At 51.4% G+C, this 25,391-nt stretch carries 36 protein-coding genes and 1 tRNA gene; 14 read left to right on the top strand and 23 right to left on the bottom strand.

Translation table 11 applies throughout. The features are described 5' to 3' along the window. Positions 1-2 precede the first annotated feature (2 nt). The 16 genes from GNG29_RS09065 to GNG29_RS08995 all read right to left on the bottom strand — a co-directional run bounded on the left by GNG29_RS09065 (position 3) and on the right by GNG29_RS08995 (position 7,567). The gene (locus tag GNG29_RS09065; protein WP_156654313.1) at positions 3-476 is read right to left on the bottom strand and encodes a phage terminase small subunit P27 family; all 474 of its coding nucleotides are present in this window, start codon (positions 474-476) and stop codon (positions 3-5) included. A gap of 192 nt (positions 477-668) precedes the next feature. Next, entirely contained in the window at positions 669-869 is a 201-nt protein-coding gene (locus GNG29_RS09060) for a hypothetical protein (protein ID WP_032617619.1), read from the bottom strand. Further along, positions 866-1,216, bottom strand: a complete 351-nt coding sequence (locus GNG29_RS09055; RefSeq protein WP_156654312.1) for an HNH endonuclease — start codon at positions 1,214-1,216, stop codon at positions 866-868. The genes GNG29_RS09060 and GNG29_RS09055 overlap by 4 nt, the downstream gene beginning before the upstream one ends. Positions 1,217-1,559: 343 nt before the next feature. Continuing rightward, positions 1,560-1,853: a hypothetical protein gene (locus GNG29_RS09050; RefSeq protein WP_156654311.1), complete on the bottom strand. Its 294-nt coding sequence runs from the start codon at positions 1,851-1,853 to the stop codon at positions 1,560-1,562. A 10-nt stretch (positions 1,854-1,863) separates the two neighbouring features. Continuing rightward, positions 1,864-2,316, bottom strand: a complete 453-nt coding sequence (locus GNG29_RS09045; RefSeq protein WP_156654310.1) for a lysis protein — start codon at positions 2,314-2,316, stop codon at positions 1,864-1,866. Then, positions 2,306-2,803, bottom strand: a complete 498-nt coding sequence (locus GNG29_RS09040; RefSeq protein WP_197431848.1) for a lysozyme — start codon at positions 2,801-2,803, stop codon at positions 2,306-2,308. The genes GNG29_RS09045 and GNG29_RS09040 overlap by 11 nt, the downstream gene beginning before the upstream one ends. A 6-nt stretch (positions 2,804-2,809) precedes the next feature. Then, a complete protein-coding gene (locus GNG29_RS09035; RefSeq protein WP_168192050.1) occupies positions 2,810-3,040 on the bottom strand; it encodes a class II holin family protein in 231 nt (76 codons plus the stop codon). 529 nt (positions 3,041-3,569) lie between these two features. Next, on the bottom strand, positions 3,570-3,893 hold the full coding sequence (locus GNG29_RS09030) for a four-helix bundle copper-binding protein (RefSeq protein ID WP_072010776.1): 324 nt from the start codon (positions 3,891-3,893) through the stop codon (positions 3,570-3,572). Between the two features lie 160 nt (positions 3,894-4,053). Beyond that, positions 4,054-4,239 (bottom strand): hypothetical protein, encoded by a 186-nt coding sequence (locus GNG29_RS23290; protein ID WP_032617612.1) that lies wholly within the window; start codon positions 4,237-4,239, stop codon positions 4,054-4,056. A gap of 89 nt (positions 4,240-4,328) precedes the next feature. Next, positions 4,329-4,405, bottom strand: a tRNA-Arg gene (locus GNG29_RS09025). Between the two features lie 283 nt (positions 4,406-4,688). After that, positions 4,689-5,303 (bottom strand): hypothetical protein, encoded by a 615-nt coding sequence (locus GNG29_RS09020; RefSeq protein WP_032617611.1) that lies wholly within the window; start codon positions 5,301-5,303, stop codon positions 4,689-4,691. 13 nt (positions 5,304-5,316) lie between these two features. Then, positions 5,317-6,357, bottom strand: coding sequence for a DUF968 domain-containing protein (locus tag GNG29_RS09015; protein ID WP_032617610.1), 1,041 nt, complete (start codon positions 6,355-6,357; stop codon positions 5,317-5,319). Then, a complete protein-coding gene (locus GNG29_RS09010; RefSeq protein ID WP_032617609.1) occupies positions 6,357-6,713 on the bottom strand; it encodes a RusA family crossover junction endodeoxyribonuclease in 357 nt (118 codons plus the stop codon). The genes GNG29_RS09015 and GNG29_RS09010 overlap by 1 nt, the downstream gene beginning before the upstream one ends. Then, on the bottom strand, positions 6,710-6,916 hold the full coding sequence (locus GNG29_RS09005) for a hypothetical protein (RefSeq protein ID WP_032617608.1): 207 nt from the start codon (positions 6,914-6,916) through the stop codon (positions 6,710-6,712). Before GNG29_RS09005 ends, GNG29_RS09010 begins: the two co-directional genes overlap by 4 nt. 130 nt (positions 6,917-7,046) lie before the next feature. Continuing rightward, positions 7,047-7,292 (bottom strand): hypothetical protein, encoded by a 246-nt coding sequence (locus tag GNG29_RS09000; protein ID WP_072010775.1) that lies wholly within the window; start codon positions 7,290-7,292, stop codon positions 7,047-7,049. 41 nt (positions 7,293-7,333) lie between these two features. After that, positions 7,334-7,567 carry a DinI-like family protein gene (locus tag GNG29_RS08995; RefSeq protein WP_156654308.1) on the bottom strand — a complete coding sequence of 78 codons (234 nt, stop codon included), beginning with the start codon at positions 7,565-7,567 and terminating at the stop codon, positions 7,334-7,336. 644 nt (positions 7,568-8,211) lie between these two features. Between GNG29_RS08995 and GNG29_RS08990 the strand changes: the two genes are divergently transcribed. Then, complete coding sequence (locus GNG29_RS08990) at positions 8,212-10,128, top strand: NACHT domain-containing NTPase (RefSeq protein ID WP_156654307.1); 1,917 nt, start codon at positions 8,212-8,214, stop codon at positions 10,126-10,128. Between the two features lie 509 nt (positions 10,129-10,637). On the opposite strand, the gene GNG29_RS08985 is transcribed toward GNG29_RS08990, so the two are convergent. The 6 genes from GNG29_RS08985 to GNG29_RS08960 are packed head-to-tail and all read right to left on the bottom strand — an operon-like array spanning position 10,638 to position 13,737. Further along, a complete protein-coding gene (locus GNG29_RS08985) occupies positions 10,638-10,898 on the bottom strand; it encodes a DUF977 family protein (RefSeq protein WP_156654306.1) in 261 nt (86 codons plus the stop codon). Between the two features lie 3 nt (positions 10,899-10,901). Beyond that, entirely contained in the window at positions 10,902-11,321 is a 420-nt protein-coding gene (locus GNG29_RS08980; RefSeq protein ID WP_156654305.1) for a PerC family transcriptional regulator, read from the bottom strand. 18 nt (positions 11,322-11,339) lie between these two features. Beyond that, positions 11,340-12,080 carry an ATP-binding protein gene (locus GNG29_RS08975; RefSeq protein WP_156654304.1) on the bottom strand — a complete coding sequence of 247 codons (741 nt, stop codon included), beginning with the start codon at positions 12,078-12,080 and terminating at the stop codon, positions 11,340-11,342. A 2-nt stretch (positions 12,081-12,082) separates the two neighbouring features. After that, the gene (locus tag GNG29_RS08970) at positions 12,083-12,901 is read right to left on the bottom strand and encodes a DUF1376 domain-containing protein (protein WP_156654303.1); all 819 of its coding nucleotides are present in this window, start codon (positions 12,899-12,901) and stop codon (positions 12,083-12,085) included. A 54-nt stretch (positions 12,902-12,955) separates the two neighbouring features. Then, entirely contained in the window at positions 12,956-13,510 is a 555-nt protein-coding gene (locus GNG29_RS08965; protein WP_156654302.1) for a toxin YdaT family protein, read from the bottom strand. Further along, positions 13,498-13,737, bottom strand: coding sequence for a helix-turn-helix transcriptional regulator (locus GNG29_RS08960; RefSeq protein ID WP_156654301.1), 240 nt, complete (start codon positions 13,735-13,737; stop codon positions 13,498-13,500). Before GNG29_RS08960 ends, GNG29_RS08965 begins: the two co-directional genes overlap by 13 nt. A 108-nt stretch (positions 13,738-13,845) precedes the next feature. On the opposite strand from GNG29_RS08960, the gene GNG29_RS08955 reads away from it, so the two are divergent. The 8 genes from GNG29_RS08955 (at position 13,846) to GNG29_RS08925 (ending at position 19,455) form a co-directional block, all read left to right on the top strand. Beyond that, complete coding sequence (locus GNG29_RS08955) at positions 13,846-14,235, top strand: helix-turn-helix domain-containing protein (RefSeq protein WP_156654300.1); 390 nt, start codon at positions 13,846-13,848, stop codon at positions 14,233-14,235. Between the two features lie 273 nt (positions 14,236-14,508). Continuing rightward, the gene (locus tag GNG29_RS23445) at positions 14,509-14,631 is read left to right on the top strand and encodes a hypothetical protein (RefSeq protein ID WP_259935567.1); all 123 of its coding nucleotides are present in this window, start codon (positions 14,509-14,511) and stop codon (positions 14,629-14,631) included. Further along, entirely contained in the window at positions 14,628-14,810 is a 183-nt protein-coding gene (locus GNG29_RS08950) for a DUF1482 family protein (protein ID WP_156654299.1), read from the top strand. Before GNG29_RS23445 ends, GNG29_RS08950 begins: the two co-directional genes overlap by 4 nt. A gap of 165 nt (positions 14,811-14,975) precedes the next feature. Beyond that, positions 14,976-15,311 (top strand): hypothetical protein, encoded by a 336-nt coding sequence (locus tag GNG29_RS08945; protein ID WP_156654298.1) that lies wholly within the window; start codon positions 14,976-14,978, stop codon positions 15,309-15,311. A gap of 3 nt (positions 15,312-15,314) precedes the next feature. Then, positions 15,315-15,656: an Rrf2 family transcriptional regulator gene (locus tag GNG29_RS08940; RefSeq protein ID WP_197431838.1), complete on the top strand. Its 342-nt coding sequence runs from the start codon at positions 15,315-15,317 to the stop codon at positions 15,654-15,656. 137 nt (positions 15,657-15,793) lie between these two features. Continuing rightward, complete coding sequence (locus tag GNG29_RS08935) at positions 15,794-18,046, top strand: exonuclease (protein ID WP_156654297.1); 2,253 nt, start codon at positions 15,794-15,796, stop codon at positions 18,044-18,046. 52 nt (positions 18,047-18,098) lie between these two features. Continuing rightward, positions 18,099-18,344, top strand: a complete 246-nt coding sequence (locus GNG29_RS08930; RefSeq protein ID WP_114387395.1) for an excisionase — start codon at positions 18,099-18,101, stop codon at positions 18,342-18,344. Next, entirely contained in the window at positions 18,325-19,455 is a 1,131-nt protein-coding gene (locus GNG29_RS08925; protein ID WP_156654296.1) for a phage integrase Arm DNA-binding domain-containing protein, read from the top strand. The genes GNG29_RS08930 and GNG29_RS08925 overlap by 20 nt, the downstream gene beginning before the upstream one ends. Positions 19,456-19,572: 117 nt before the next feature. Here GNG29_RS08925 and icd read toward each other — a convergent pair whose 3' ends face one another. Beyond that, positions 19,573-20,823 carry an NADP-dependent isocitrate dehydrogenase gene (gene icd / locus GNG29_RS08920; protein WP_156238412.1) on the bottom strand — a complete coding sequence of 417 codons (1,251 nt, stop codon included), beginning with the start codon at positions 20,821-20,823 and terminating at the stop codon, positions 19,573-19,575. A 117-nt stretch (positions 20,824-20,940) separates the two neighbouring features. Here icd and rluE point away from each other — a divergent pair, with 117 nt between their 5' ends. Genes rluE through purB form a run of 5 tightly spaced genes read left to right on the top strand, consistent with a single transcriptional unit; the run spans position 20,941 to position 25,276 of the window. Beyond that, positions 20,941-21,612: a 23S rRNA pseudouridine(2457) synthase RluE gene (gene rluE / locus GNG29_RS08915; protein WP_156654295.1), complete on the top strand. Its 672-nt coding sequence runs from the start codon at positions 20,941-20,943 to the stop codon at positions 21,610-21,612. After that, positions 21,605-22,078, top strand: coding sequence for an NUDIX domain-containing protein (locus GNG29_RS08910; protein ID WP_103179178.1), 474 nt, complete (start codon positions 21,605-21,607; stop codon positions 22,076-22,078). The genes rluE and GNG29_RS08910 overlap by 8 nt, the downstream gene beginning before the upstream one ends. Positions 22,079-22,119: 41 nt before the next feature. Then, complete coding sequence (gene mnmA, locus GNG29_RS08905) at positions 22,120-23,229, top strand: tRNA 2-thiouridine(34) synthase MnmA (protein ID WP_139156335.1); 1,110 nt, start codon at positions 22,120-22,122, stop codon at positions 23,227-23,229. Between the two features lie 27 nt (positions 23,230-23,256). Then, positions 23,257-23,886, top strand: coding sequence for a high frequency lysogenization protein HflD (gene hflD / locus GNG29_RS08900; protein ID WP_103179176.1), 630 nt, complete (start codon positions 23,257-23,259; stop codon positions 23,884-23,886). A gap of 19 nt (positions 23,887-23,905) precedes the next feature. Next, on the top strand, positions 23,906-25,276 hold the full coding sequence (gene purB / locus GNG29_RS08895) for an adenylosuccinate lyase (RefSeq protein WP_103179175.1): 1,371 nt from the start codon (positions 23,906-23,908) through the stop codon (positions 25,274-25,276). The last annotated feature ends 115 nt before the right edge of the window (positions 25,277-25,391 follow it).

Here is a 25,391-nt window from a genome sequence, read left to right as displayed (position 1 = left end):
CATCATTTGCGCTTTTTAAGAAATTCATCCAGTGGATCGGCCTCGGCCGGGCCTTTAACGCCAACCTTGGATCGGCTGGCGGGGGTCATGCCAAATTCACCGAGCATCGCCCGAATACGCTTCCAGGCATCGGACTTCATGACGGCTGCCGGGTGAGCCTTAACAATATCTTCGCCAGTAGCAGATACTGTTTTATAGGTGTAACCCTCTTCAGCCAGAACATCGCAATGCTGTCGGTATTCGGTGTAGGCCTCGATCAGCAGCTCAAGTGCTTTACCGTCCAAGGTGGTCATCACCCCGACAGCATTAAGCTCCTCGCCAATTCGCTTAAACCAATACTTCCCCATCTTGTCGAAATGCTTCGGAACTGGGGGTACCCCAGAAGCGGGTTTTGGCTCTTCTTTGTTGACAGCTCTTTTGGATGGGTTCCCCTTCACCAAAGCCAGATGTGTCGGGGTTTTCGGTGGTCCTGGCATAATCGAAAACTCCTATTAATCGATGGTGGGGATCCCCATAAAAAAGTTTTCTAACCTGCGGCGGTGTGAAAAAAGGTTAGGCGGCGGTCCTTAGCAGGCAGGGGCCTGAACTTTTGACCCGCCCTCCCCCGGTAGTGATAATCAATATCATTCACATCAAAATGATTAAGTTTGAAATCATTTCGCATTACATCAGTCAAGATGGAAGTCATCACTGAGGTTGCGGCGCCGCGCGCTACTGGCATTGTGCGGGCAGGCGCTGGAGTTATGGCCCGACTGACCGCAGTAGCCGCAGCGCAGGTTCGCACGGCGGGCTGAGCCACCCCATGTCTTTGGGCAATTCGCTACGGTGTGCAGCGTCGATCCGCAGTAGGTGCAACGCGTATAGCTCATCGGGTTCTCTCCGTCGCGGTCTTGCGTTTATGGCATGGCCAGCACAGCGATTCGAGATTGCTGTCTTCGTCTGTGCCGCCGTGAGCTTTCGGGATGATATGGTCGACGGTTTCAGCCGGACGAGGTCTGTCGTTGCGCAGGCACTGCTGGCAGATGTGTCGATCACGCTTAAGGATGCGGGCACGGATGATGTCCCACTTACTGCCGTAGCCACGCTGGTGGCGGCTCAGGCCGCGCTGATGCTGCTGCCACCCTTCGTTACGGTGGGTTTCGCAGTAGCCGGAACGGTCAGTGGTGGTGCCGGAGCACCCGCGCTTACGACAGGCGCGAGGGATAGCTGCAGGCATATTGTTGGCTCCAATAAAAAAGCCCCGCGTGAGCGAGGCTGTGGTTTATTCCCTATAGGGTATATTTTCGATTTATCCCCTGTAGCCATTACGATGGGTCTGCCCATGGTGATAGCAATAGAGAACCACCAGCCCAGTGGCTCACTGTTTTTTTGATGTGGCTGAACACTCCAACCTGGCAGCTTCGCTTATGGGAAACTTCCCATACCCACTTAATGTCACGCTGCTAAATTCAAGGTGTAACGAATATGCATTTGCATGCCCTCAAAAGAATTTGGATTCCCTTCCTTTGAGGGCTTCTTTTCCCATTATCAAGCACATCCGCAGATGAGCTTTGGAATGGCTAACAGTCAGCGTCAGGCCGGGCAACAGCACGACAAGCCCACATACAGGCTTCCTGCATTTTAGTGCGGGCAATAGACAGGCTGCGTATAGCGTCATCAATCTCACGTGCCTGCTCAGTGTTCAGCATTGCTGGCCCATGACGGACAGCCAGCAGCTCTCCGCGTTCGGTATCGAGCAGGCTGCAGAAATGGCGGCTTACTCCTTTCAGGCGGTTCATACGCTCAATGTCGCCAGGTGTTAACGTGCGGTACCCCTTTACGGTGCTTCCATCCTGCGGTTTTGCTTCGCTCATATCTTCCTCGTTAGTTAAGGCACTGCTCGCGCACATACGCCTGCAGACCGCTCAGTTGCTTGTTGACGGTTTCGATTCGCTCCCTGAGGGTGAAATAATCCCGTTCAGCGGAGTCAGTAAGTCGGGGGCCGGTGCCATCATCCATGCCGGAGGATGTGGTCGTTCCGTTCGTGGTGCATCTGGCGTTGAGCTGCAGCCGACGCTTGCCAGAAGCAACATCGCGCTCAAGCTGATCGATAGTGGCTTTTGCATCCCGCAGTTCTCCAGTGTATTTGGCATCGAGCGCAGCAACATCACTCTGGCGCACCTGCATATCGGTGATGGTGGAGTTCGCCAGTTTCAGGTTTTGTTCGGCGTTGTCAGCACGCTTCTTCTCATTGCCTACCTGGCCAATCAGAAAATAAATAACAAAGAAGGATAAAAGCAGTTCCACGCCGATTATCAGCCAGGCTTTAGAGGTCATGTTTACTCTCCGCCAGGCACATCGATCGCTCCATCTCTCTTCGGTTCTGGAGGCCTTTCCACTTCATGCCACCAGCGTAAACCCAGCGCCGCATCTCTTCGCACGCTCCGTCGTGATCGCCTTTGTTCAGCTTGCGCAGCAGCGTGGACTTAGAGAACGCATCAGACCCAACGTTAAAAACAAAGCTGTAAAGTGCAGCACGCTGATATTCGCCCAGCGGTACTTTGACCAGGTTATCTACCGTTCGCTTGGCTGGCTGGAGGTCTTCCCACAGCAGCTGGTCACATTCGCGATCGGTATACTTCTTCCCTCTTACGATATCCCGGCCCGTATGGCCATCGCAGACAGTCCACACCCCGGCGACGTCTTTATAGGCTTCATACTTCCGCCCTTCGACACCATCCTGCCCACCGAGAAACAGCGAGGCGATCAGCATTGCACCGCCACCAGCAGCGGCGATGAGTTTGTTACGCAGGCTACTGGTCATTGGCATTTAATCATCTCCGACTTTGACTGCTGGGCCATACTTCTCAAGCGCCTTTACCTGTGCATTGGCGACCTTGCGTTTGAAGTACCAGTTAATGAGCCCTGTAACGATGATCCCGGCAATACCAGCCAGTACGCCGATGGCGCTCCATTCGTCAGGGCTCAGTTTTGTGAGGACGCCGTTCAGGATGGTTCCTCCTGAGGTGCCGAGGGCGACTCCGGTGACAAGTTTGCTCATACGGGACATTTCTCTCACCTCGCTGGTTCGCGGGTGTAGTGTGGATAGGGATCAGGCTCTCCGGACGAATTAACGACAAGACGATTGATGGGGGGTTCCGGGAACCTGAAATAAAAAAAGGCCCGCTTTTACGCAGGCCTAAATGAGTTGGAAATTTAAGTAGGTAGGCGTGATACGTCGCCATCATCCAAATAGTAGCTGTGTCGAGCAGCGATACTGGCCGGTCAGGATGTCCGGTTAATGGTTATGGCTTGGTTCACGATTAAATAATAGCACTACTAACGAAGCGCATATAAAAAAGCCTGCTTTACTAGCAGGCGATATTTAACTCAGAAATGGAGAATAAGACAGGTGCCGGGTGCCTCCCGGTGACTCGTTACCAGTTATACGAGCCGCAAGCATATCTGCACTTAGCAGTTAACTGGATTGCCCCGCCGCATAGGGGGATTCACCTGACTCATAACCATAGCAAAAATTTGTCAGAATTCTAAGTGTCGATGCTCAAACAGAAAACTGGGAGAAAGCTCCATTAAGCCATCGAGCGGCACGCTTCTGCACAACGAAGGCAGGCTTCAGAGCATTTCTGACAATGTTCTGCTTCGTGCTTCCCACATTCTTCACCGCATTTCTGACAGACTTCTGCGCAGACCCGGCATAGCGATCTGGCAAATTCACTATCAAAGGTCATAAATTGCGCTGCGAGCCGACAAATATTCGCGCATTGCATATCGAGTCTTATGCACTCACGCATCATATCCACTTGTTCTTCTTTCAGACATGAAGCAGCACAATAATCACAGGCAGCCGCGCATTTGTAGCAGGCTTCGATGCATTCAGCATGGTTAACTGGCATAGTTCGCTCCTTTCAGTCGTAAGCAGAAAACTAAGTATGGTTACAGGAGTGCGATGATGCCAGTTAATAGGAGCGTTATTCCAAATTCGCCTAAATTGTAATTACAGGGAACGCATTCGAATAACGACCACCTTCATCAAACCCGGAACGACCGACGAGATCATGATGGTGTAAGAGGACCTTCCAGAACTTCTGCTTCGCCGTCATCACAAATGGGATCACCCTGCGTCAGGTGCCAAATACCGATTACGGTCTTACCCGTTTCAAGATCTTCCGTTTCTCCATGGGTATAGTAGGCAACCTGAACTCTGCCATTGTGCTGTATCCAGTAAAATCCCTCTATCATGCCATTCCCTCCCTCACTGTGAGGAGAGTCTAGCCATTGTGGTTACGGGCTGGTGTGAGAAATACTTAATTAAGAATGAAGCGATGCAATGGTCCGCCATCGAGGATTCGAACCCCGAACCACAGAGGTAGAAGCTCCGTGCTCTCTCCGGTTGAGCTAATGGCGGAAAAAAAAGACCAGCAGTGAATGCTGGTCGTAAATGCCGTTGTATACACATTGGGCGTTTGCCCGCGTCACTCTAATTATGTTTCAAGATCATTATAGCACTCTCCCAAGCGACGGGATGGGGAATGCAGGCAATAAAAAACCCCGCCAAAGCGAGGTTTCAGAATTTGTTTGATAAAGGCTTTTCGTCGCTGCCATCGTGGCGCAGCTCTGCCAAGCATGAATGGATTATTCATTTTTCTGGCCCGTTTTCAACTCCTTCTTAAAAATATTTAACATACATCTCACTTTTGCTCGGCTTCTATCTGTCGGCGAACAGCCAGAAATACCTTCGCCTGGAAGATTTCAAGGCACCAGCGCACCCGCTTACGCGCTTCTCCGTCAGTAAGCCAGGGGGCCACGTGCTGCAATTCCCGGGTGATGTCGGATATCTTCTTGCGGGTGGTGTAAAACTGCAGGCCGACCACATAAACCGGATCGCGCTGGTCAAAGGTTTTCAGCATGATCTGTTCGATAAAGTCGGCATCATCATGGCGCTCGCTCTCTTCTATCAATTCAGACAGGGTTACCGGCCACAGAATGGACCGGGCGCGCAATGCTGCCTGTACGCCACGGAACCCCTCTTCCCTTGCCTGCCCCAGCGCCTCAGTAATGCGCGTAAGCTGAGTGTCTGACCACTCTGATTGCTTTACCTCAGACCAGAACTGGCTGCAGTTCTCCAGGCGGTATTGCGCGCGGGTTTTACCGCCTACGCATTCCCCCCAGACCGTCAGCAAGGATTTGATCCAGGCAGACTGAACACTTTTAAGAGGCGTGAACTTCCCGAGGTAACTTTTCCTCGGTGCTGCAGCTGCTTTACCCAGACCTTCGATATGAATGCGGCGTTGACGTGGTGTCATCCTGTACTGCTCCTTAAGCCAGAACGCCGAGCGCAAAGGCCCGGTCCAGCACTCTGATTATCATTTCCGGCTGAGTACCGTGCTTACGCTCGAATTTCACCGGATCGTTATGTAGTTCGGTATGGTGCTGGCGGCACAGGGGGATCACGAGACTGTCGTGCGCCTTCGTTCCCATGCCTCCCTGGCCCCAGCCGATGAGATGGTGTGGATCATCTGACGGTCTGCCGCAGCACTCACAGGGCTGTGTCTTAACCCATGCAAGGTATTTGGGTTTATCCCAACGGGTCCGCTTTGGCCGCTTCATCAGGGTCTGCGGTGATTCTGGATCCACAAGCACGCCCACAACTGGCTTAATGGCTGGTGGAGCGCCTGCAGGTGTTGCAGGTGCTGCAGGTAGCGCGCGGGCCTTGTCGGCGATGATGCTGGTGGCCGGTACCGACGGTACGATCTCGCTCTCGCGGTACGTTTGTTTCTCCGCCGGCAGGCGCAATGCATCTCGGGCAACGGATTCAGGCAGCGCGTCGGTGACACCGGCACGAACAGCCCACCAGCACAATTCAGCCAGTGATAGTTCACGGGCTTTGTCGAGCGCCAGCGCTACTCGGGCGATGTCCAGCACCCAGTCGATGACGTTCTGACGCGCCAGTTCCGCCAGACGTTCGGTGTACTGCTCGCGCAGCCGGTTGTCGCAGTGGCCACAGAGAAGGATCGCGCCGGGCTCGTGCCGCATGGTGGTCAGTTCGTGATAGTGGTAATTGCTGTGCTGGTACTGGCAGGTGCCGCCGCCGTGGCGCAGCAACCAGTATTCCAGGCCAGCCAGCCCACCAGCAGCGGTGATCACCTTTTCGTGGAGGAAGAACGGACGCAGCGCCGGGTTGGCCGCCAGCGGCTGGCGAAGGTCTGGCACTCGCCCGGTCTCAAAGCTGGCCATGCTGGCAGGCTGGCTCTCCACCAGCACGCGCCCTGAGATGAACATGGGCATCAGCTCGCTGCCCGGCTTCAGCAGCACAACGCCCAGCTCCCGGGCAATAACCGGTTTCAGCAAGGCGCGCATCAGTCGATCACCCCGATGATGATCTGCCCTAACTCACCCCAGCGCTTCGTCACGCGGGAATCCCAGATATGGGCGTCATCCGCATAGATGGCATCCATCAGGGCCTTCTCCAGGTTATCTTTGTCGGGTTTCTGCTGGTGCGGTTTCCCTGCCATCTCCTGGCGCTTCTTCTTGCTCCAGCTCGGGGGCATCGGGAGGATGAACGTAATGTGCGCGCCTGCTTCCGGCAGTTCGACGCCCAGCAGCCGAACGTGATCGCAGAATGCACGGTACCGGAGAACCTCCGGGCGCTTTTTCCACTTATCCGCCCTGGTCATTCTGGGTTTGCCCATCGGGGTGATGTTGTAGGTCTTCACGATTCCCTCCAGAGCTTTTGCTGGAAGGTCTTATCCTGACGCGGGGCTCTGTTTGCCTCGGGCAGATAAGCGGTGAGCGTCCAGTGGATGAGATCGAAATCAAGGCTGCGCACAGTCCGCACGTCATTAGCGCGATAGCGGGCCTCGAGCTCGTCCACTTCTTTCGTCGTGAGCTGGGTGTGAATGAAGCTAGTTTTCTTCATGCCGTCACCAGTAAGTGCGCAGGCAAAAAGAAATCGCTGATTCCGAAAGGAACCAGTTTAAGTGCTTGTTTGGAAGGTTTTTGCGCCATGGTATCTCTCCAGTGGCGCAGCAGGTATAGGTTGTTCAGGCCTATGACGGGAGTTTAACAGAATTAAGCGAAACACGGTAACCTGCCCGCTCCAGCATCTGCGTAAAGAGAGTTGGCGACCCTACAATCTCATCATCCAGAAGCGGCGTAAACGACACCACATCACCTCGCCTGTACATCAGCGCACGGTCACATTCAGGAAATGAGTGCAGTCGTGCAACGATAACCCCATCGTGACATCTGATGACTGCATAACCCTTTTTTGGAAATTCTTCTTTTTGTTTCACCAAACCTCCCCTTCCACCCAGGAAACTAATTACATGCTGAATTAATAAAACCAGTCGTCAGCGCTTTCCCAGGTCTGCTGGAGGATCTCTTCTACCTTCTTCTTCGCGTCCTTTTCACCGCCCAGAACACTTAACCGGTCTGAGCCTGCTCGTCGTATAACCAGGATGCAATCGCCTACCTGATCCTGCAGTCGTGTTAACAGTTCTTTTTCCAGAGCCGGGACAGCGCCCTTAGGAAGTTCTTTAGTTCTATCAATGCTTAACTCAACTCTCATAATAGCCTCCGTTGCATTTACTGTATGGATATACAGTAAACCTATACACCGTTTTGATCAATGCTTTAGGCACACAAAATGCCTATAAGAACTATGAAAAATGAGAGCATAACCCCCGCCTGCCGCACGGTGTGCAAAGCGCTAGTTTCAGTATGTAAAGTTCAATACGCGCCAACAGAGTCCCGCTTACAGGGGAAGTTAATGATTAACTTCCGTTTTGTGCCAGGAGCGGACGTTGCTTCACCATGTACCAATCAACGTGACGTAAGCCAGCTAGTTGGTTATGGGAGTGAATTGTCCAAAGTTGTAGCCCCCTACCAGTGCCATCGGAGATTTATGAGTGTAACCTCCCCAAGTTACAGTTGCCTCACACAGTAAATTATTGTTTTTCATTAGATTAAATTTGTAATCTCAGTTTTTACAAGAGAATGTTGACAGAGCAAGCGCATATAACTGATATTGTGACTAGGCATACTATTTGGTGAGTACTGATATGGGTAGTGTAGGCTAATAATTGACGATACAAGATCTATGATTAATTATTTTACATTTTTTATAATGTGGCCTTACAAATATTTAATTTTAAATTTAAAGTAAATCATAAATCGTATGGTAATTAACCATTTTAATTAAGGAGTATTACAATGGACCCAATTGCTGCCGAAATTTTAAAAATAGGTGTAAGTGAAACTGCCAAGGTTATATTTAATAAAGTTTTATCTAAGAATTGGCTTGGTGAATTTAAAAAAGGTAGAGGTATCGTTGAACAACTAACTTCTATAGATGTACATAGCGACTACGTCGTGAAGCATATTTCTAGAGCTATGAAAATGCGAACCATTCATAGCTCCGAGAATGATGTTATGCTAAATGATATATATCACCCTTTAATTATTTCTCATGATGGGAAGGAATATAGGGTGGGGGATAATTTTTTATTGTCAGATAATAATATCACTAATATTATTGGGTTTGCAGGGCAAGGGAAAAGCACAATCCTTAGAAAAATTCTATTAGAATCTATTAAAGTAGGAGATAAAATCCCATTCTTTATGGAGTTGAGGAAAATAGAAAAAAATGGCATTACTGGTTCACTTTTAAAAATTCTAGACGAACTAGGTATAAACACCAATGAAGAAAGTTTGGTAGAATTACTGAAAAGCAATAGTGTTGTATTGCTATTGGATGGATTTGATGAAATCTCTTCAAGCATGAGAGAGAAAATGCTTGAGGAAATAATTTTTCTCAACAGAAATTATAATCTGCAAATTATCACAACAAGTAGGGATGGAACGGAAGTATGCACGGAGTCAGGCATAATTAATTTTAAAGTAAAGAGAATAAAAAGATCGGATATTATATCAATACTAAAGAAGTTGAGCTCTTCTAGAGAGGTTGAGCAAGAGACACTTACACAAATATTTTCAATGCTAAAGGGAAATATTAATTTAGTAGAAACGATGAATTCACCATTGTTGGTGACATTGTTTTATATCTGCTACCCGCATTTAGATTCAATCCCAAACAGTGCTATCGAGTTCTACTCTAAACTTTTTACAACTCTATATTTTAGGCATGACAAAATAAAAAATTATAAACGTGAAAGAAAAAGTAATATAACCCCTTCAGAGGCGTTTGATTCTTTTTGTGCTCTCTGTTTTAAATCCTTATATGACAATCGTCAAGATTTTACACACCACTCGATATTGGATTATACAAAACAATCTCTTAGTCTTTGTGGCATAGAGGATTGCGAGCCTGAGGATATGGCTTATGACTTCATCGATATCACATGTTTGATTCAAAAAGATGGTTATGACCGTTATGTTTTTTTACATAAATCAATCCAAGAGTATCATGCAGCAGAATACGTTAAGTCATTATCTCTTGATAAAAAACAAATTTTCATGGAAGCAATATTAAAAAGTATAAAACATGAGTCAAAATTATCTGCCACCGCCAGGTATCTCTACGAAATTGACAAGGAAAATACTTTCAAGCTTCTTTGCAAACCATTATGTGAAGAGGCTGGTTTAGATGAATACCCTAGTAATAAAGAGGCGCTAATTGAGTATATCTATAATGAATTGACTGGTGAAGTAAAAATTTCACTGAATGAAAGGCAAATCAGCGATGTAAAAATCTCAGAAGAGGATAGTGACTCAGATTTATTCGATATCTTTATATCTTCAATAGGTCCTTTTAAGCCAGTAATGAAACCGCTTTCAATATTTACAAGGTATTATGAAGGTGAGCGAACCAACCCATTTAATGATCTGATCATTAATGAAGTATTGGATTCCAGATATACCAAGGCGATATTAAATGGGGACTATAAAATTTATGAAGAACTAAAGCCCTACATTGATGAGAATGGAGTGAAGCATGAGCCATATTATATTCTCATTACTGAAATGATTGAAAAATTAAACCGAAGAGAGTATTTAATTAATCAAATTGCTGAGGTTACAGAGAATATTTACATGGATGCTTATAAAGGTAATGTTTCTTTGATTGAAAGAAAAGAAGATGCTTTAAAAGACATTCTTGGTTTTTTATAAAACACTAAGACTTTGATTTGGCAGGGGAAGAATTTATGATTTTCAACGCTAGGTTTAGTTCTCCTAATTCGAGGTAAGAAAACATAACCTTTCCTTAATGGGGTGTGAGTGATGAATAACGAAAAAATAAGTGAGAAATAATCTTCGATACCTCTCTCTTTATGAGGGAGGTATTCAAGTGCAAGTCTAAATCTAATCCTTGGGTCTTGGTGGGGATATGCAACTCTGTGATAACAAATTTTTCTTGCGGAGAAAACATTAACCACCTTACACTTGGAGTTAAGAATCATTCAATTAAACTCATTAATTAAATTTCATTTGTTTAGCAAGAGTTGGTTTTTAGTCATCAATTTTCAGTGCTTCCTATAGAACTATAAGGTAATAAATTATATATATTTCATCGGCCTTGATGACTATATGTGATAACTATTATCGCCCGCCTTTCGCTCATAGCCGCCCTAAAATCCTTTCCGGGCGGCTTGTTGATAGTTAACTCTCAAGCTTTAGTTTCATTTCGCCGTCATACGATGGGTGTAACGCTCCATGTCAAAGTCAATAGCTGCCCGCTGGTTGCGGAAGACGCCGCAGCGTCCGTGGCGGATAAGATGACCCTGCTCTATGGCAGCCCGGATGTACTTCTCGGCGGTGGTGCGATGTAGGCCGAACATGGCGACGACATCATTGGTCGTAGCGCGGCCTTGCTTTTTCACCAGCTCGATAATCCAGGCGATGAACAGGGTGCGCTCCCTGTGAGTTTTTGGTCTTGGCATCAGTCAGGCCCTCCCCGCCTGGCGCAGGCACTCTTTGCGGCGTTTGGCGATGCGGGCAACCTCCAAAGAGTTGCAGGCAATGCCGAACATGTCCGAATACACCGCTGCAGCGCGGCGCCACAGCCCCTTTTCTTCCAGCGCCTTCGCCTTCTGCTCGGCAGCCTGCATCATGATCGAGTCGCTTTTCTCCTCCATGCACGGAAGGATTACATCCGGAATATCGGCATGCGGTACCGCCGCATAGGTGTACTGGACGCTGTTGCGGGATCGGGTTATTACCCCATCGTCACTCAGCTCGCGCAGTAGCTTTCCTGCTGTTGCACCTGACATATCCAGCGCTTCGGAAACGTCGCCGACGGCGCAGTTCGGCTGATAGCGCACAAAAATCGCCACCTGTTCTTTCTGGGTTAATGGTTTGGTCATTGGTCAAAACTCGTTTGGTTATTTCACAAGCCGCAAATGGCTCACGTTTTTGCGGTAGCTGCCCCAGGCAAAATTCACCCAGATCCCGTTATCCATGGTCAGCCGGTCCATTACCCGCTCACCCAGGGTTTTCAATAACTCGTCAAAATTCAGGTTTGTCAGTACCCCCACTGGTTTCATTGCCGCCAAGCGGCGATCGATAATCTGATTAAGCAATACCCACTCGTTACGTGTTTCGCGCTGTACCCCGACCTCATCCAGTACCAGCAGACTCACTTTGCAAAGATCGTCCAGCAACGCAGATTCTGACTGGCCTTCGTCATAGCATTTCCGCGCGCGCAGCATCAGGTCCGGAACGGTCACCACCAGAACAGAGTGATCACGCTGCAGCAGGAAATTGCCTATTGCCGCAGCCAGATGATTCTTCCCGGTACCGCAGCCACCACTGAACACAAAGCTGGCAAACCCGCTGCCGAAGTTCTGGGCATAACTCTTTGCCAGGGTCAGCGCGTTCTTTTGCCCCTCGTTGCTCACTTGGTAATTCGCGAAGGTGCAATTGCGGTGCAGATCGCAAATACCGGACCGCCCAAAAATCTTCTCTGAGCGTGCGCGCTGATTTTCTTTTTCCAGCTCCGCAGCTCTCTTTCGCCCCTCCTCCTGCTGCCAGGCCATCAACTCCTTGGCGTTGGTGAACTTTGGCTGAATGCCTTCAGGGATCAATCGCTGAAGGCGGCCCAGAACGTCATTCGTCGTTTTCATCGCTACCCCCTAAATCCCGGTGGTATTTCAGTATCGGGTGTCGATACTGTCAGGGCTGGCTGGCGGCGCTGGCCTTTCGCCTGTGCGGCCGCTTTAGCACGAGATGTTTGCAGACTGGACGCAAAGGTCTGCTCCCACTGGATGTGGTGTTTTACTTTCCCCTCGCATTGCCAGTAATCACGGAACTGCTGCAGCTCTACAGCGGTATAACCCGGACGCTCACCAAGGTTGATGCCCCAGAGCGCAGCCTGTCCTACGAAATCAGCGCCGGGGATCCACTCGTTGGTGATCGGGAATTTTCCAAACGGCGGGAAATATTCGTTTTGCTCGCGCTCCTCTATATCTGGGTTTTCTTTTAGATCTGTATCTGTATCTGTATCTGTATCTGTATCTGTATCTTTATTAGTTGGGTTTCCGTTGGCCTCCTGTTGCAACGGTGATTCAACGCCCGTTGAACACCCGTTATCATTCCGTTGGTTTTTAGTCTCTTTTTTGGCCTTTCTCGCCTGCGCTGATGCTTTTCCTGCTGCGGACTTCTGACTGAGCGAAGTTTTTACAGCCTCCAGATCCCTCTCAATTCGCTCTTGCGACCATTCGCTACCATTGTCGTTAAAAAACTCTTTTAACGAAGGCTCAACAGCGTTCCAACGGTCGTTGCTCAGCCGTGCTATTTTTGCCAGCCGGTTTTTTGGAATGGGTCTACCTGTCTGCCAGTAATTGAACATCAGCAGCAGGTAAGCGCCGTGCTCTTCCGTAGACAGATGCATGGTGTCCGCCAGGTAATCAGCAATGTAGAGTTGCATATAGGGCAGCGCTGCCATGTTTACTCCTGTTGCCCGGGGTGCCGGGTCGTATGGTCATTGGTCAAAACTCGATTACGTAAATAGCGGAGCAAGAGCCTGCAGGTGAGCAATCACCACACCAGCCAGTTCTCCCGGCAGCAGCGCTGCGTTGGCAAGAAGGTTTTCAAAACCCTCCTTCGCTTGCTTCTTGCTTGGCAGGCCCAGCAACTTTGCCTGATGGTGCTCTCCGGTCTCTTTTATTGCCTCGGCCACCAGCTCGATGTCGGTTTTACCCTGACGGAGGCCGTGTTTTCTGGCGATCTCAATCGGCATTGCCATGCTGATCGCGTTCGCGAGTTGCATGACATAAGCCGTGTACTTGCTGGAATTAGTTTCGTTTTTCAGGTAACGATAAAGGTTCTGTTTGTTCACAGTGATCCCACGCCCACCCTCTTTTGCCCACTGCTCGGCCACCAGCTGCGTAACAATGTCCTGCGCCTGGCCGGGCAGAGTAAGCTCCCACTCACGAACGGCTGTCAGGATCTCCTGGCGCCGTAGGTTGTCTCTGCGGCGAGGTTCATACTGATTTTCCGTTTTCAGCGAAGCGGGTTTCAGTCGGTTAAGATGTTCAAACGCTACTGATTGCATGATTTTCCTTCCTGTTTGGTGACGGGATCGCTTGGAAACACGCTGTCCAGAGTGCACTCCGCACCTAAAGCGTTAAGTGTCTCAATGATGGTTCTGCATTCAGACAGCCCGGGCTCTCTAAGATCGGCTTCGTAGTTAGATAATCGCGAGCGCCCCCAGCCAAGAGCTTCGGCTAGCTGCGATTGCGACAATCCTAATTTCTGACGCTCAAAGGCAATGTTGTTCACGGTTAACTCCTACACAGATTTTATGCGCCATATTAGACACGATTTGTGTCTAAGGTCAACCTCAGAATGTGTCACCTCGCTAGCCACAGAGCGTGGTAATATTTCGGAATGAAATCGATGGCTGAAATTATTGGTGAGAGACTCAAGTCTCTTCGGGAACGAAAGAAGTTAAGCCAGGCGCAGCTGTCTAAGCTGTGCGGCTGGTCTACTGCCTCAAGAGTAGGGAACTACGAGGGAGGGCTCAGAAATATTGGTGTGGATGACGCCATTACACTTGCCAGATACCTTGATACTACGCCTAGTTTTATTCTTTTTGGAGATGAGCAGAACAAAGGCCAGGAATTGCCAGAAAAACAACGGCGCCTGCTTTTGCTGTTTGATCAACTTCCTTCTACCGAACAAGATAAAATGATTGACCTCTTCGAAGTGCGCCTCAGGGAAATTGACGAATACGTCGCTAAGTACCTCCAAGGCAGATACAAACCTGCAGAAGAATAATCCTCTCTGAACCGGCTTCGAGCCGGTTTTTTTATAGCTCACTTAGCGTCCTTGCTAAGTCTCCTTTTCGCACGCCTATTGGTGTCACTTTTTGTGTTGACACATAGACACGATGCGTGTCTATAATGATTTCACAAATTCAGTCATCAAGGCAGGACGCCCACGAAGTAGCTGCCGGCGGCATATGAAACACCGGATGAGATGACAAAAACTAACGCGCAGCAGGATTTACCGTTCCGTCGGCCAGACGCAAAAGGCAATAAGGAGATCACAATGAAAGACTACGCACGTAACCCCGTTAAACAGCAGGCTATTCGCCTCAATATTGTTGAAGTCCTGCTCCGCAAGTTCTGTTACTTCATGGCGCAGAAAGGCAATCCAGAGCTCAACGCATGAGCTCGCTCTTCGCTTTAATCGTTACCGTCTGCGCCCTCACCGGGGAATGCTCAGACATCATGCTCGGCGTTTATAACACCGAGGCGGTTTGTGAAGCAGCTGCCGCAGAGCAGCACGTGAAAGGACAGTGTTACCCATACAAATCGGCTGACGACCAACAGCCAGCGTTACATTTTTAATCGAGTTTCGACCAATGGCTGTTACCAGCCTGATGCCAGGTGCACATGGCATCGTGATGGTAATCCCGCCATCTCAACCAAACAGGAGTCGATGACCTGTTCTGGTTAAATTGGAAAAGTTGTCTTTGCCCGTCACCCGTGGCGGGCCTTTTTTCCGGAGGATTTATGTCAGCAAACGAACTGGCATTGCGATACAGCAGCGTGCCAGCCGAGCAGTTAATTGGCGTTCTGCCTGTTCTTGAAGTTAAAGAGGCACTGCGGGTTGAAGTCGAAGAAGAAGTGATGGATGACGTCTGGCAGGAGCACCAGTTTGAAATGGAGGCTGTTGAGGAGCAGACCGAGGAAGCGAACCGCCTGGCTCAGAAGTTTGAACTGGTAGCGGAGACGTTCGGGACGGCGATTAAGCTGGCACTGACCCTTCCATACGGCGAAGCGATTCAGGTTCTGCAGGATGCTATTGAAGATAACCCTGGCTACGGCCGGGATCCGGTGAAGGGATAGACCATGGAATTTGGAATGAAACGAGTGATGGCATCTGTCCAGGCTGTTGCGGTTCTGGAAAGAATCTACTGCGGCAAGCCAGTGCCCCTCGCAACACTGAGTAAAGAACCGAAGCTCTCGGTTTCCTACCTGGAGCAAATTTTTAAGCGACTGCGCAGCGGCAAGCTGGTCACTTCGCACAGAGGACCGGGCGGCGGATATAGCCTTCGTGAAGGTGATATCTCAGTTTCAGCTGTCATCCGCGCAGTCAGCAAGATCCCGTCGAATACCACGTTCGACCCGGTGCTTGATGCACTTGATGGAGTGCTTATCTCTCAGCTGGCAAACAAGCCCAGCGCCCAATAAGCACAAAACCCGCGCAAGGCGGGTTAAGTACCCGGTCAGCCGACCAAAGCTTTCCGGAATCGAGTTTTGACCAATGACCACTACCTAAGCAGCGCTCATTAGCTGTTGGGTATCTTACACCCAAACGAGGCTCCAAGATGGAATTTTTTTATCATATTAAGGCGACCCAGAAATCGGGCAAACCTGACGGCGTAATCTGGTTTACAGCCAAAACCGAATCGCGCGCAGCGCTGCAACTTGATGTTGAACTGGAAGATGCAGGTATCGAAACAGGTCGTGGAAAAGACTACCTCAAACCGATCCGCACAGATTTTCCAGTGTTCAATGACCTGCCGGAAGAAAGCACCATCGATTACACTTGGTGCGAACGCTACGAACTGGCCGAGGACCAGCGCACCTGGAACGTGATCCCCGCCGCCGCATCTCAGGGTGAAACCACCCTCGCCCCGGTGACAACCAGCGATGCCTCCTCCCCTGATACGACGAAAACATCTGTTGATATCTTAGATAACAATAGCGCTGCTACAGAATTGCCTAATTCCCTGTATGAGTACGGCCTGAAGATCAGCGAACACGATGATGGTGGTGCTCACTACCCCGTTTGCAAAATGCCATTCCGTAAACAGCTGCTTGCCCAGTTGACGGTGGACGAACTGCGCCATCACATCACCCGCAGCGAGAATGCAGAGCTCTACACACTGGAAATGGATACCGACAATGGCTATGTCCAGGATCTGCTGCTCGCCGCTGAAAACTTCCCGGAAGTTAAGGCTTTCGACACCAAAGACCTTTGGCGCTACACGACCGCAATTCGCAAAGTGTTCAGCATGGATAAGCGTCATGAACTGGGCCTGCTTTTGCAGTTCACAAAGGCCTGGGTAGCCACTCCATATATTGACCGCGGGATCCTGACGCGTGAATGGGCCGCCGGTAACCGCATCAACCTCGTGCAGCGCACCGACGCTGGCACCAATGCCGACGGCGGGTATGTAACTGATCGCGGTGAAGGCGCGCATCACACTCTGGAAACCCTCGATCTGGAGATCGCCAGCGCCCTGCTGCCGATGGACTTCAACTATCGGGAAATCCCGGGCAGCATCGCCCGCCGCGCCAAAGAAATCATCGAGAAAAAAGAAGAACCATGGAAATCGTGGAGCAAAATTCTGCGCAACCAGCCCGGCGTTCTGGCAGTGAACCGCGCGGCCATCTTCAACCTGGTGCGCATCGCGCCGGATAACATCCATCTGACGCCTGCTGCTCACCTTGAGTTCGTCAACCAGACAATGACGGCTGAGTTTAACGCTGCAACCGAACTGCTGCCGATCCCAGCAGCCTCCGCCGGTCCGGTTGTGAATGAAATAACCATCAATCCTGCAGATGACAAATATTCTCGAGCCCCCCTCTGCACTCACGAGGAAAACCTGAAACGCGTACGTGAAGAGGGAGCACGCCGTCGTGCGGATGAGGCCAACAGTCAGCCGCAGGTCGCGAACCTCGGCGGAGGCGTATTCGCCATCGATGACCTGATGAACGAAAAACAACCAGAAAATGATGACCGTTCATCGGTTAATGAGGAGACCACCAGCGATGTGCAGATGGAAGAGACTAACCCGGAGGAAGGAGAAAATATTGGCGCGGTTCCACCAGGCGAAAGCGCTGATGCAGCTGATCCGCAAACAGATGCCGTAGCTGAGACTGTTTGCACCGGCTGTGGTGGCTGCCCGGACTGTGGCGCCGTGGCTGGAGACGTAACCTATGCAGCGATGGAATCGGGTCTGAAAGAGGAGCTGGAAGAGCTGGGTCCTGATACTTCAAACACGGATACCGTGTTCACACACCTGATGGTGGATCTCGAGACGATGGGCAAAAAGCCGGGCGCGCCGATCGTTTCAATCGGGGCCGTATTCTTTGACCCGTCCAGCGGTAAAACCGGCGCTGAATTTTACCAGGTGATTAACCTCGAATCATCAATGTCCTTCGGAGCGAGGCCGGACGCGAGCACCATCCTCTGGTGGCTGAAGCAATCGCCGGAAGCACGATCTGCAATCGTGGTGGATGATGCGATCGGTCTGCTGGAGGCGCTGGAGCAGTTCCTCGTCTTCATCGCTGAAAACGCGGCAAACGGTTCGAAGACTGTCCAGCTCTGGGGGAATGGTAGTTCGTTCGATTGTTCGCTTCTGGAGGCGGCATTCGAGCTGGCCGACACGCCATTCCCGATCCCGCACTGGAACTACCGGGACGTGCGTACCGTTGTCGAACTGGGCAAAGCTGTTGGGCTGAACTCGCGCTACGACATCCCTTTTGAAGGCGATCAACACAATGCCCTGGCTGACGCTCGCCACCAGGTCAAATACGTTTCGGCTATCTGGCAGCGCCTGACAGCAATCTGATTTCAGTTTTTCAGCCAATGGCCCGTTTCTGGGCCATTATGAGGTAAAGCATATGATCCAGATGTTAACTCTCGAAGAGTGGGCCGCTGAAAAATACAGAAGCAACCCTCCAAGCTTGTCGACACTTCGACGTTATGCGAAACAGAACCAGTTCTCTCCACCAGCAATGAAGCAGGGCCGCTTATGGCGCGTTCGTGAAGACGCTGAGTTGGTGGGAGAACTGGCAGCGCCGATAGTTAAGAAGAACGACTCCATATTGCTGCAAAGGATTTTGAACGATGGCTGCCAGACCACGTAAAAACAATGTTTCTGTACCGAACCTTTACCCTCTCTACAGCAGGAAGGTGAACAAGATTTACTGGCGCTATAAACATCCAATCACCGGCAAGTTCCACGCGCTGGGCACTGACGAAGTTGAGGCCATTGCGATTGCTACAGAGGCAAACGCACGCTTGGCGGACCAAAGAACCAGGCAAATTCTTTCGATTAGCGACAGAATCGCCACCAGCAAGGGTAAAGCGATCACTGTATCCACATGGCTGGATCGATACTGGAAGATTCAGGAAGAACGTCTGGCGGCGGGCGACATCAAGCTGAACACATTCAAACAGAAAACCAAACCAGTTTCGTTGTTGCGAGAGCGGGTCGGTATGAAGCTGTTACCATCGGTGGATGTTCGCGATATTGCTCAGTTGCTTGATGAATACGTCACGGCCGGCCAGCCGAGAATGGCCCAGGTCGTAAGAACTGTGCTGGTTGATATTTTCAAAGAAGCTCAGCATGCGGGTGAAGTTCCTCCGGGTTATGATCCAGCATCAGCAACTAAAAAACCCCGACGAAAAATTACCCGCCAGCGCCTGAGCCTTGAGGAATGGCAGAAGATATTCGAGATTGCAGACAGCAATCATCAATATATGGGAAATGCAATGCTTCTGGCCCTGGTAACGGGCCAGCGCCTCGGGGATATTTCGAATATGAAATTTAGCGATGTCTGGGATGATCACCTGCATGTGCTTCAGGAAAAAACAGGGAGCAAAATTGCCATCCCACTTTCGCTTCGCCTGAACGCTATAAACTGGAGCTTGCGCGACATAATATCACGCTGCCGCGATTACGCCGTCAGCCCCTATCTGGTTCATTTTTTCAGAGCTACCTCTCAAGCAGAGCGTGGTGCCCAGGTCAAATCCAATACGTTGACAACGAATTTCAGTAAGGCACGCGATAAAGCTGAGATCCCGTTACAAGAAGGCAAGACCCCTTCTACTTTTCACGAGCAGCGATCCTTAGCGGAAAGATTATATAAAGCGCAGGGGGTGAACACGAAAGAACTCTTGGGGCACAGGTCCCAGCAGCAGACCGACGGCTATCATGATGACCGTGGGAAGGACTGGACGACGATTGCGATATAGGTTTTTGGGGTGGGGTTTTGATAATTTGTTTTGATAAAATTTTGATAACCGTTCGAATGCTAATAATAAAAAACGGGAACCAACAGGCTCCCGTTCATTTATAACCCTGATAATGGATTACATGTTTTCGATGATCGCTTCACCAAACTCTGAACATTTCAGCAGCTTAGCGCCTTCCATCAGACGTTCGAAGTCATAGGTCACGGTCTTGTTGTTGATCGCGCCTTCCATACCTTTAACGATCAGGTCTGCGGCTTCGAACCATTCCATATGACGCAACATCATTTCTGCGGAGAGGATGATAGAACCTGGGTTCACTTTATCCTGACCCGCATACTTCGGTGCGGTACCGTGGGTCGCTTCGAACAGGGCGCACTCGTCACCGATGTTCGCGCCTGGTGCGATACCGATACCGCCAACCTGCGCCGCCAGGGCGTCGGAGATGTAGTCACCGTTCAGGTTCATACAGGCGATAACGTCATATTCAGCCGGACGCAGCAGGATCTGCTGCAGGAACGCATCGGCGATGACATCTTTAATGATGATCTCTTTGCCGGTGTTCGGGTTCTTGATCTTCTGCCATGGGCCGCCGTCGATCAGCTCGCCACCGAACTCTTCCGCCGCCAGCTGGTAACCCCAGTCTTTGAACGAACCTTCGGTGAACTTCATGATGTTGCCTTTGTGAACGATGGTCACAGAGTCACGGTCGTTGGTGATTGCATACTCAATCGCTGCACGAACCAGGCGCTTGGTGCCTTCTTCGGAACACGGCTTGATGCCGATACCGCAATGTTCAGGGAAGCGAATTTTCTTCACGCCCATCTCTTCGCGCAGGAACTTGATTACTTTTTCGGCTTCTGCGGAGTCCGCTTTCCACTCGATGCCCGCATAGATATCTTCGGAGTTCTCACGGAAGATAACCATGTCGGTCAGTTCTGGGTGTTTAACCGGGCTTGGGGTACCCTGGTAGTAACGTACCGGGCGCAGGCAGACGTACAGGTCGAGTTCCTGACGCAGAGCAACGTTCAGGGAGCGAATACCGCCACCAACTGGGGTAGTCAGCGGGCCTTTGATGGCAACGCGGTAGTCACGAATCAGGTCCAGCGTTTCAGCTGGCAGCCAGACGTCCTGGCCGTAAACATGGGTAGATTTTTCACCGGTGTAAATTTCCATCCAGGAAATTTTACGCTCGCCTTTATAGGCTTTCTCAACAGCGGCATCCACCACTTTCAGCATCGCTGGGGTTACATCAACACCGATACCGTCACCTTCGATGAACGGGATAATCGGATTGTTTGGAACGTTCAGCTTACCGTCTTGCAGGGTGATCTTTTTACCTTCCGCCGGAACAACTACTTTGCTTTCCATTAACCTCTCCTTCGAGCGCTTCTGGTTGTTACTGATCTTATGTTAATAATTTGTAATGAGCCCACCGATAGTACCTGAATGTCTGGCGCCATGAAAGGCATTCGTTATTAGGCTATAATGCGGCAATTGATAACGTCTGAAAATACCATGCAGAAAACTTCTTTTAGAAATCACCGGGTTGAACGATTCAGCACCCGACAAGCGTCCAGACCGCGCAAGCAACGCGCGCCAACACGCGTCGTTTTGTTCAATAAACCTTACGATGTCCTGCCGCAGTTTACCGACGAAGCCGGACGCAGCACGTTGAAGGATTACATCCCCGTTCAGGGGGTCTATGCCGCAGGCCGACTCGATCGCGACAGCGAAGGGCTGATGGTGCTCACCAACGACGGCGAGCTCCAGGCCAGGCTCACCCAGCCCGGCAAACGCACCGGCAAAATCTACTATGTGCAGGTTGAAGGCGTCCCGGACGACACGGCGTTAACGGCGTTGCGTAACGGCGTTACGCTGAACGACGGCCCTACCTTGCCCGCAGGCATTGAGCTGGTGAATGAGCCAGAGTGGCTCTGGCCGCGCAATCCGCCGATCCGCGAGCGCAAATCGATTCCCGTTTCGTGGATCAAAGTCACCCTTTATGAAGGCCGTAACCGCCAGGTACGGCGCATGACGGCGCATGTCGGCCATCCGACGCTGCGCCTGATCCGCTACGCCATGGGCAGTTACACGCTGGATAACCTCGCCAACGGTGAGTGGCGGGACGTTACCGAACAAGGAGAGCCTCATGTTTAAACCACATGTCACAGTGGCCACAATTGTCCACGCCCAGGGCAAATTTTTGGTGGTGGAAGAGACCATCAACGGCAAAGCGCTCTGGAACCAGCCTGCGGGCCACCTGGAAGCCGACGAGACGCTGGTCCAGGCGGCGCAGCGTGAGCTGTGGGAAGAGACCGGCATTCATGCCAGGCCGCAGCATTTCATCCGCCTCCATCAATGGATCGCGCCGGACAAAACGCCGTTTATCCGTTTTTTGTTCGCCATTGAGCTTAACGAAACGTGCGCCACTGAGCCGCACGACAGCGACATCGATCGTTGCCTGTGGGTGGATGCCGACACCATCCTTAACGCAACACATCTGCGCTCCCCGCTGGTTGCGGAGAGCATTCGCAGCTACCTGACCGGCCAGCGTCTGCCGCTGGAGACCATCGGCGAATTTAACTGGCCGTTTACAGAGGGTGTCAATGCCGGGGGCGCGTGATAGAATACGCCGCCTTGAAGTTCAATGTCGTGAGTATTCCAATGTCTGAAAGCCAAAAAAAAGTGATCGTCGGCATGTCCGGCGGCGTCGATTCTTCCGTCTCTGCCTGGCTGTTGCTGCAACAGGGCTATAAGGTTGAAGGCCTGTTCATGAAGAACTGGGAAGAGGACGATGGCGAGGAATACTGCACCGCCGCCGCGGATCTGGCTGATGCCCAGGCGGTATGCGACAAGCTCGGCATTGAACTGCACACCGTCAATTTTGCCGCAGAATACTGGGATAACGTGTTCGAGCATTTCCTGGCTGAATACAAAGCCGGCCGCACGCCAAACCCGGATATTCTGTGCAACAAAGAGATCAAATTTAAAGCCTTCCTCGAGTTCGCCGCTGAAGATCTGGGTGCTGACTACATCGCCACCGGCCACTACGTGCGCCGCGCGGATGTCGACGGCAAAAGCCAGCTGCTGCGCGGGCTCGACGGTAACAAAGATCAGAGCTACTTCCTCTATACCCTCGGCCACGAACAGATTGCCCAAAGCCTGTTCCCGGTGGGCGAGCTGGAAAAACCAGAAGTGCGTAAAATCGCCGAAGAGCTGGATCTGATTACTGCGAAGAAAAAAGACTCAACCGGGATCTGCTTTATTGGTGAGCGCAAATTCCGTGAGTTCCTGGGCCGCTATCTCCCTGCCCAGCCGGGTAAGATCGTGACCGTGGATGGCGATACCATCGGCGAGCACCAGGGTCTGATGTATCACACCCTGGGCCAGCGTAAGGGCCTCGGTATCGGCGGTATCAAAGAGGGTAGCGAAGATCCGTGGTACGTCGTCGATAAAGATGTTGAAAACAATATTCTGATTGTGGCCCAGGGTCATGACCATCCGCGTCTGATGTCCGTCGGGCTGATTGCCCAACAGCTGCACTGGGTCGACCGCGAGCCGCTGAAAGGCACGCTGCGCTGCACGGTGAAAACCCGCTATCGTCAGACCGATATCCCCTGCACCGTGACTGCGCTTGATGATGAACGCATTGAGGTGCGTTTCGACGAGCCGGTCGCCGCCGTGACCCCGGGTCAGTCTGCTGTCTTCTACAGCGGTGAAATCTGCCTTGGCGGCGGTATCATCGAACAACGCCTGCCGCTGACCGCGGTTTAATGCGATAACACACAGAAAGGAGCAAGTGTGGCGAAGAACTATTATGACATCACCCTGGCGCTGGCAGGAATTTGCCAGTCTGCCCGTCTGGTGCAACAGCTGGCGCATCAGGGTCACTGCGATGCTGACGCGCTGCACGTTTCGCTCAACAGCGTCGTGGATCTGAACCCCAGCTCCACCCTCGGCGTGTTTGGTGGTAGCGAAGCGAATCTTCGTCTTGGTCTGGAAACCTTGCTCGGCGTGTTAAATGCCAGCAACCGTCAGGGGCTTAACGCCGAACTGACGCGTTATACCCTCAGCATGATGGTGCTGGAGCGCAAGCTGAATGCCGCCAAAGGGGCGATGGATACCCTCGGCGAGCGCATTACCGGCCTGCAGCGCCAGCTGGACCATTTCGAGTTGCAGTCCGATACCTTACTCAGCGCCATGGCGGGCATCTATGTGGATGTCATCAGCCCACTGGGGCCGCGTATCCAGGTGACCGGCTCCCCTGCCGTATTGCAAAGCCCGCAGGTGCAGGCCAAAGTACGCGCCTCCCTGCTTGCCGGTATTCGTGCCGCGGTACTGTGGCAACAGGTCGGCGGTGGCCGCCTGCAGCTCATGTTTTCTCGTAATCGCCTGACCACTCAGGCAAAACAAATTCTTGCTCATTGTTAACCTCCCGGAGTTGCGAACTATGGAATTATCCTCACTGACCGCCGTTTCCCCTGTCGATGGACGCTACGGCGATAAAGTCAGCGCGCTGCGCGGGATCTTCAGCGAATATGGTCTGCTGAAATTCCGTGTACAGGTTGAAGTACGCTGGCTGCAAAAGCTGGCCGCGCAGGCAGCAATCAAGGAAGTTCCTGCTTTTGACAGCCAGGCAAACGATTACCTCGATAAAATCGTCGCAGAGTTCAATGAAGAAGATGCCGCGCGCATTAAGACCATTGAGCGCACCACCAACCACGACGTGAAAGCGGTTGAGTATTTCCTGAAAGAGAAGGTGGCAAGCGTCCCGGCCCTGCACGCGGTATCAGAATTTATTCACTTCGCCTGTACCTCAGAAGATATCAACAACCTCTCCCACGCGCTGATGCTCTCTACCGCGCGTGAAGAAGTCGTACTTCCTTACTGGCGCAAAATCATCGACGCGGTGAAAGCCCTGGCGGTGGAGTATCGCGATATCCCGCTGCTCTCCCGTACCCACGGCCAGCCTGCAACCCCGTCCACCATCGGCAAAGAGATGGCGAACGTCGCCTACCGTATGGAGCGTCAGTACCGCCAGCTTGAGCAGGTGGAGATCCTCGGTAAAATCAACGGCGCCGTGGGTAACTATAACGCCCACATCGCCGCCTACCCGGAAGTGGACTGGCACCAGTTTAGCGAAGAGTTTGTCACCTCTCTGGGGATCCAGTGGAACCCGTACACCACCCAGATTGAGCCGCACGACTACATTGCCGAGCTGTTTGACTGCATCGCGCGCTTCAACACCATTCTGATCGACTTCGACCGCGACATCTGGGGTTACATCGCCCTGAACCACTTCAAGCAGAAGACCATCGCCGGCGAAATCGGTTCATCCACCATGCCGCACAAGGTCAACCCAATCGACTTCGAAAACTCCGAAGGCAACCTGGGCCTGGCAAACGCGCTGCTGCAGCACATGGCCAGCAAACTGCCGGTTTCCCGCTGGCAGCGCGACCTGACCGACTCCACCGTGCTGCGTAACCTGGGTGTGGGCATTGGCTACGCGCTGATCGCCTATCAATCCACCCTGAAGGGCGTGAGCAAGCTGGAAGTGAACCGCGAGCGTCTGCTCGACGAACTGGATCACAACTGGGAAGTACTGGCGGAGCCAATCCAGACCGTAATGCGTCGCTATGGTATCGAGAAGCCGTACGAAAAACTGAAAGAGCTGACCCGCGGCAAGCGCGTCGATGCCGAAGGCATGAAGCAGTTTATCGACGGTCTGGCCCTGCCAGAAGAGGAGAAAACCCGTCTGAAAGCGATGACCCCGGCAAACTACATCGGTCGCGCTATCGCGATGGTTGATGAGCTGAAATAACGCTTTTTACCCTCTTTCCGCCCGGAAAGAGGGTTCCTTTCCCCCGGTTTACGAAATGTTTATCCCCTCCGCAACATAATCAGCGTTAAACTACTCTGACCATTCATATTAGGGA

Origin of the sequence: Leclercia sp. Colony189, from assembly GCF_009740165.1 — a bacterium.
GTDB lineage: Bacteria > Pseudomonadota > Gammaproteobacteria > Enterobacterales > Enterobacteriaceae > Enterobacter.
This window is presented reverse-complemented; position numbering and strand designations above follow the sequence as displayed.

Excerpts from the sequence above, each read along its gene's own strand:
- GNG29_RS09030 (WP_072010776.1), bottom strand. The coding sequence starts at position 3,893 with ATGCCAGTTAACCATGCTGAATGCATCGAAGCCTGCTACAAATGCGCG.
- GNG29_RS09045 (WP_156654310.1), bottom strand. The coding sequence starts at position 2,316 with ATGACCTCTAAAGCCTGGCTGATAATCGGCGTGGAACTGCTTTTATCC.
- GNG29_RS23290 (WP_032617612.1), bottom strand. The coding sequence starts at position 4,239 with ATGATAGAGGGATTTTACTGGATACAGCACAATGGCAGAGTTCAGGTT.
- GNG29_RS09005 (WP_032617608.1), bottom strand. The coding sequence starts at position 6,916 with ATGAAGAAAACTAGCTTCATTCACACCCAGCTCACGACGAAAGAAGTG.
- GNG29_RS09035 (WP_168192050.1), bottom strand. The coding sequence starts at position 3,040 with ATGAGCAAACTTGTCACCGGAGTCGCCCTCGGCACCTCAGGAGGAACC.
- GNG29_RS08940 (WP_197431838.1), top strand. The coding sequence starts at position 15,315 with ATGGAATTTGGAATGAAACGAGTGATGGCATCTGTCCAGGCTGTTGCG.
- GNG29_RS09065 (WP_156654313.1), bottom strand. The coding sequence starts at position 476 with ATGCCAGGACCACCGAAAACCCCGACACATCTGGCTTTGGTGAAGGGG.
- GNG29_RS08990 (WP_156654307.1), top strand. The coding sequence starts at position 8,212 with ATGGACCCAATTGCTGCCGAAATTTTAAAAATAGGTGTAAGTGAAACT.
- rluE (WP_156654295.1), top strand. The coding sequence starts at position 20,941 with ATGCGGCAATTGATAACGTCTGAAAATACCATGCAGAAAACTTCTTTT.
- GNG29_RS08910 (WP_103179178.1), top strand. The coding sequence starts at position 21,605 with ATGTTTAAACCACATGTCACAGTGGCCACAATTGTCCACGCCCAGGGC.
- GNG29_RS09060 (WP_032617619.1), bottom strand. The coding sequence starts at position 869 with ATGAGCTATACGCGTTGCACCTACTGCGGATCGACGCTGCACACCGTA.
- GNG29_RS08935 (WP_156654297.1), top strand. The coding sequence starts at position 15,794 with ATGGAATTTTTTTATCATATTAAGGCGACCCAGAAATCGGGCAAACCT.
- GNG29_RS08950 (WP_156654299.1), top strand. The coding sequence starts at position 14,628 with ATGAGCTCGCTCTTCGCTTTAATCGTTACCGTCTGCGCCCTCACCGGG.
- GNG29_RS08965 (WP_156654302.1), bottom strand. The coding sequence starts at position 13,510 with ATGCAATCAGTAGCGTTTGAACATCTTAACCGACTGAAACCCGCTTCG.
- GNG29_RS08975 (WP_156654304.1), bottom strand. The coding sequence starts at position 12,080 with ATGAAAACGACGAATGACGTTCTGGGCCGCCTTCAGCGATTGATCCCT.
- mnmA (WP_139156335.1), top strand. The coding sequence starts at position 22,120 with ATGTCTGAAAGCCAAAAAAAAGTGATCGTCGGCATGTCCGGCGGCGTC.
- GNG29_RS08995 (WP_156654308.1), bottom strand. The coding sequence starts at position 7,567 with ATGAGAGTTGAGTTAAGCATTGATAGAACTAAAGAACTTCCTAAGGGC.
- purB (WP_103179175.1), top strand. The coding sequence starts at position 23,906 with ATGGAATTATCCTCACTGACCGCCGTTTCCCCTGTCGATGGACGCTAC.
- GNG29_RS08970 (WP_156654303.1), bottom strand. The coding sequence starts at position 12,901 with ATGGCAGCGCTGCCCTATATGCAACTCTACATTGCTGATTACCTGGCG.
- GNG29_RS09015 (WP_032617610.1), bottom strand. The coding sequence starts at position 6,357 with ATGCGCGCCTTGCTGAAACCGGTTATTGCCCGGGAGCTGGGCGTTGTG.
- GNG29_RS09040 (WP_197431848.1), bottom strand. The coding sequence starts at position 2,803 with ATGACCAGTAGCCTGCGTAACAAACTCATCGCCGCTGCTGGTGGCGGT.
- GNG29_RS08930 (WP_114387395.1), top strand. The coding sequence starts at position 18,099 with ATGATCCAGATGTTAACTCTCGAAGAGTGGGCCGCTGAAAAATACAGA.
- GNG29_RS08945 (WP_156654298.1), top strand. The coding sequence starts at position 14,976 with ATGTCAGCAAACGAACTGGCATTGCGATACAGCAGCGTGCCAGCCGAG.
- icd (WP_156238412.1), bottom strand. The coding sequence starts at position 20,823 with ATGGAAAGCAAAGTAGTTGTTCCGGCGGAAGGTAAAAAGATCACCCTG.
- GNG29_RS08980 (WP_156654305.1), bottom strand. The coding sequence starts at position 11,321 with ATGACCAAACCATTAACCCAGAAAGAACAGGTGGCGATTTTTGTGCGC.
- GNG29_RS09050 (WP_156654311.1), bottom strand. The coding sequence starts at position 1,853 with ATGAGCGAAGCAAAACCGCAGGATGGAAGCACCGTAAAGGGGTACCGC.
- GNG29_RS09020 (WP_032617611.1), bottom strand. The coding sequence starts at position 5,303 with ATGACACCACGTCAACGCCGCATTCATATCGAAGGTCTGGGTAAAGCA.
- GNG29_RS08925 (WP_156654296.1), top strand. The coding sequence starts at position 18,325 with ATGGCTGCCAGACCACGTAAAAACAATGTTTCTGTACCGAACCTTTAC.
- GNG29_RS23445 (WP_259935567.1), top strand. The coding sequence starts at position 14,509 with ATGAAAGACTACGCACGTAACCCCGTTAAACAGCAGGCTATTCGCCTC.
- GNG29_RS08955 (WP_156654300.1), top strand. The coding sequence starts at position 13,846 with ATGAAATCGATGGCTGAAATTATTGGTGAGAGACTCAAGTCTCTTCGG.
- GNG29_RS09055 (WP_156654312.1), bottom strand. The coding sequence starts at position 1,216 with ATGCCTGCAGCTATCCCTCGCGCCTGTCGTAAGCGCGGGTGCTCCGGC.
- GNG29_RS08985 (WP_156654306.1), bottom strand. The coding sequence starts at position 10,898 with ATGCCAAGACCAAAAACTCACAGGGAGCGCACCCTGTTCATCGCCTGG.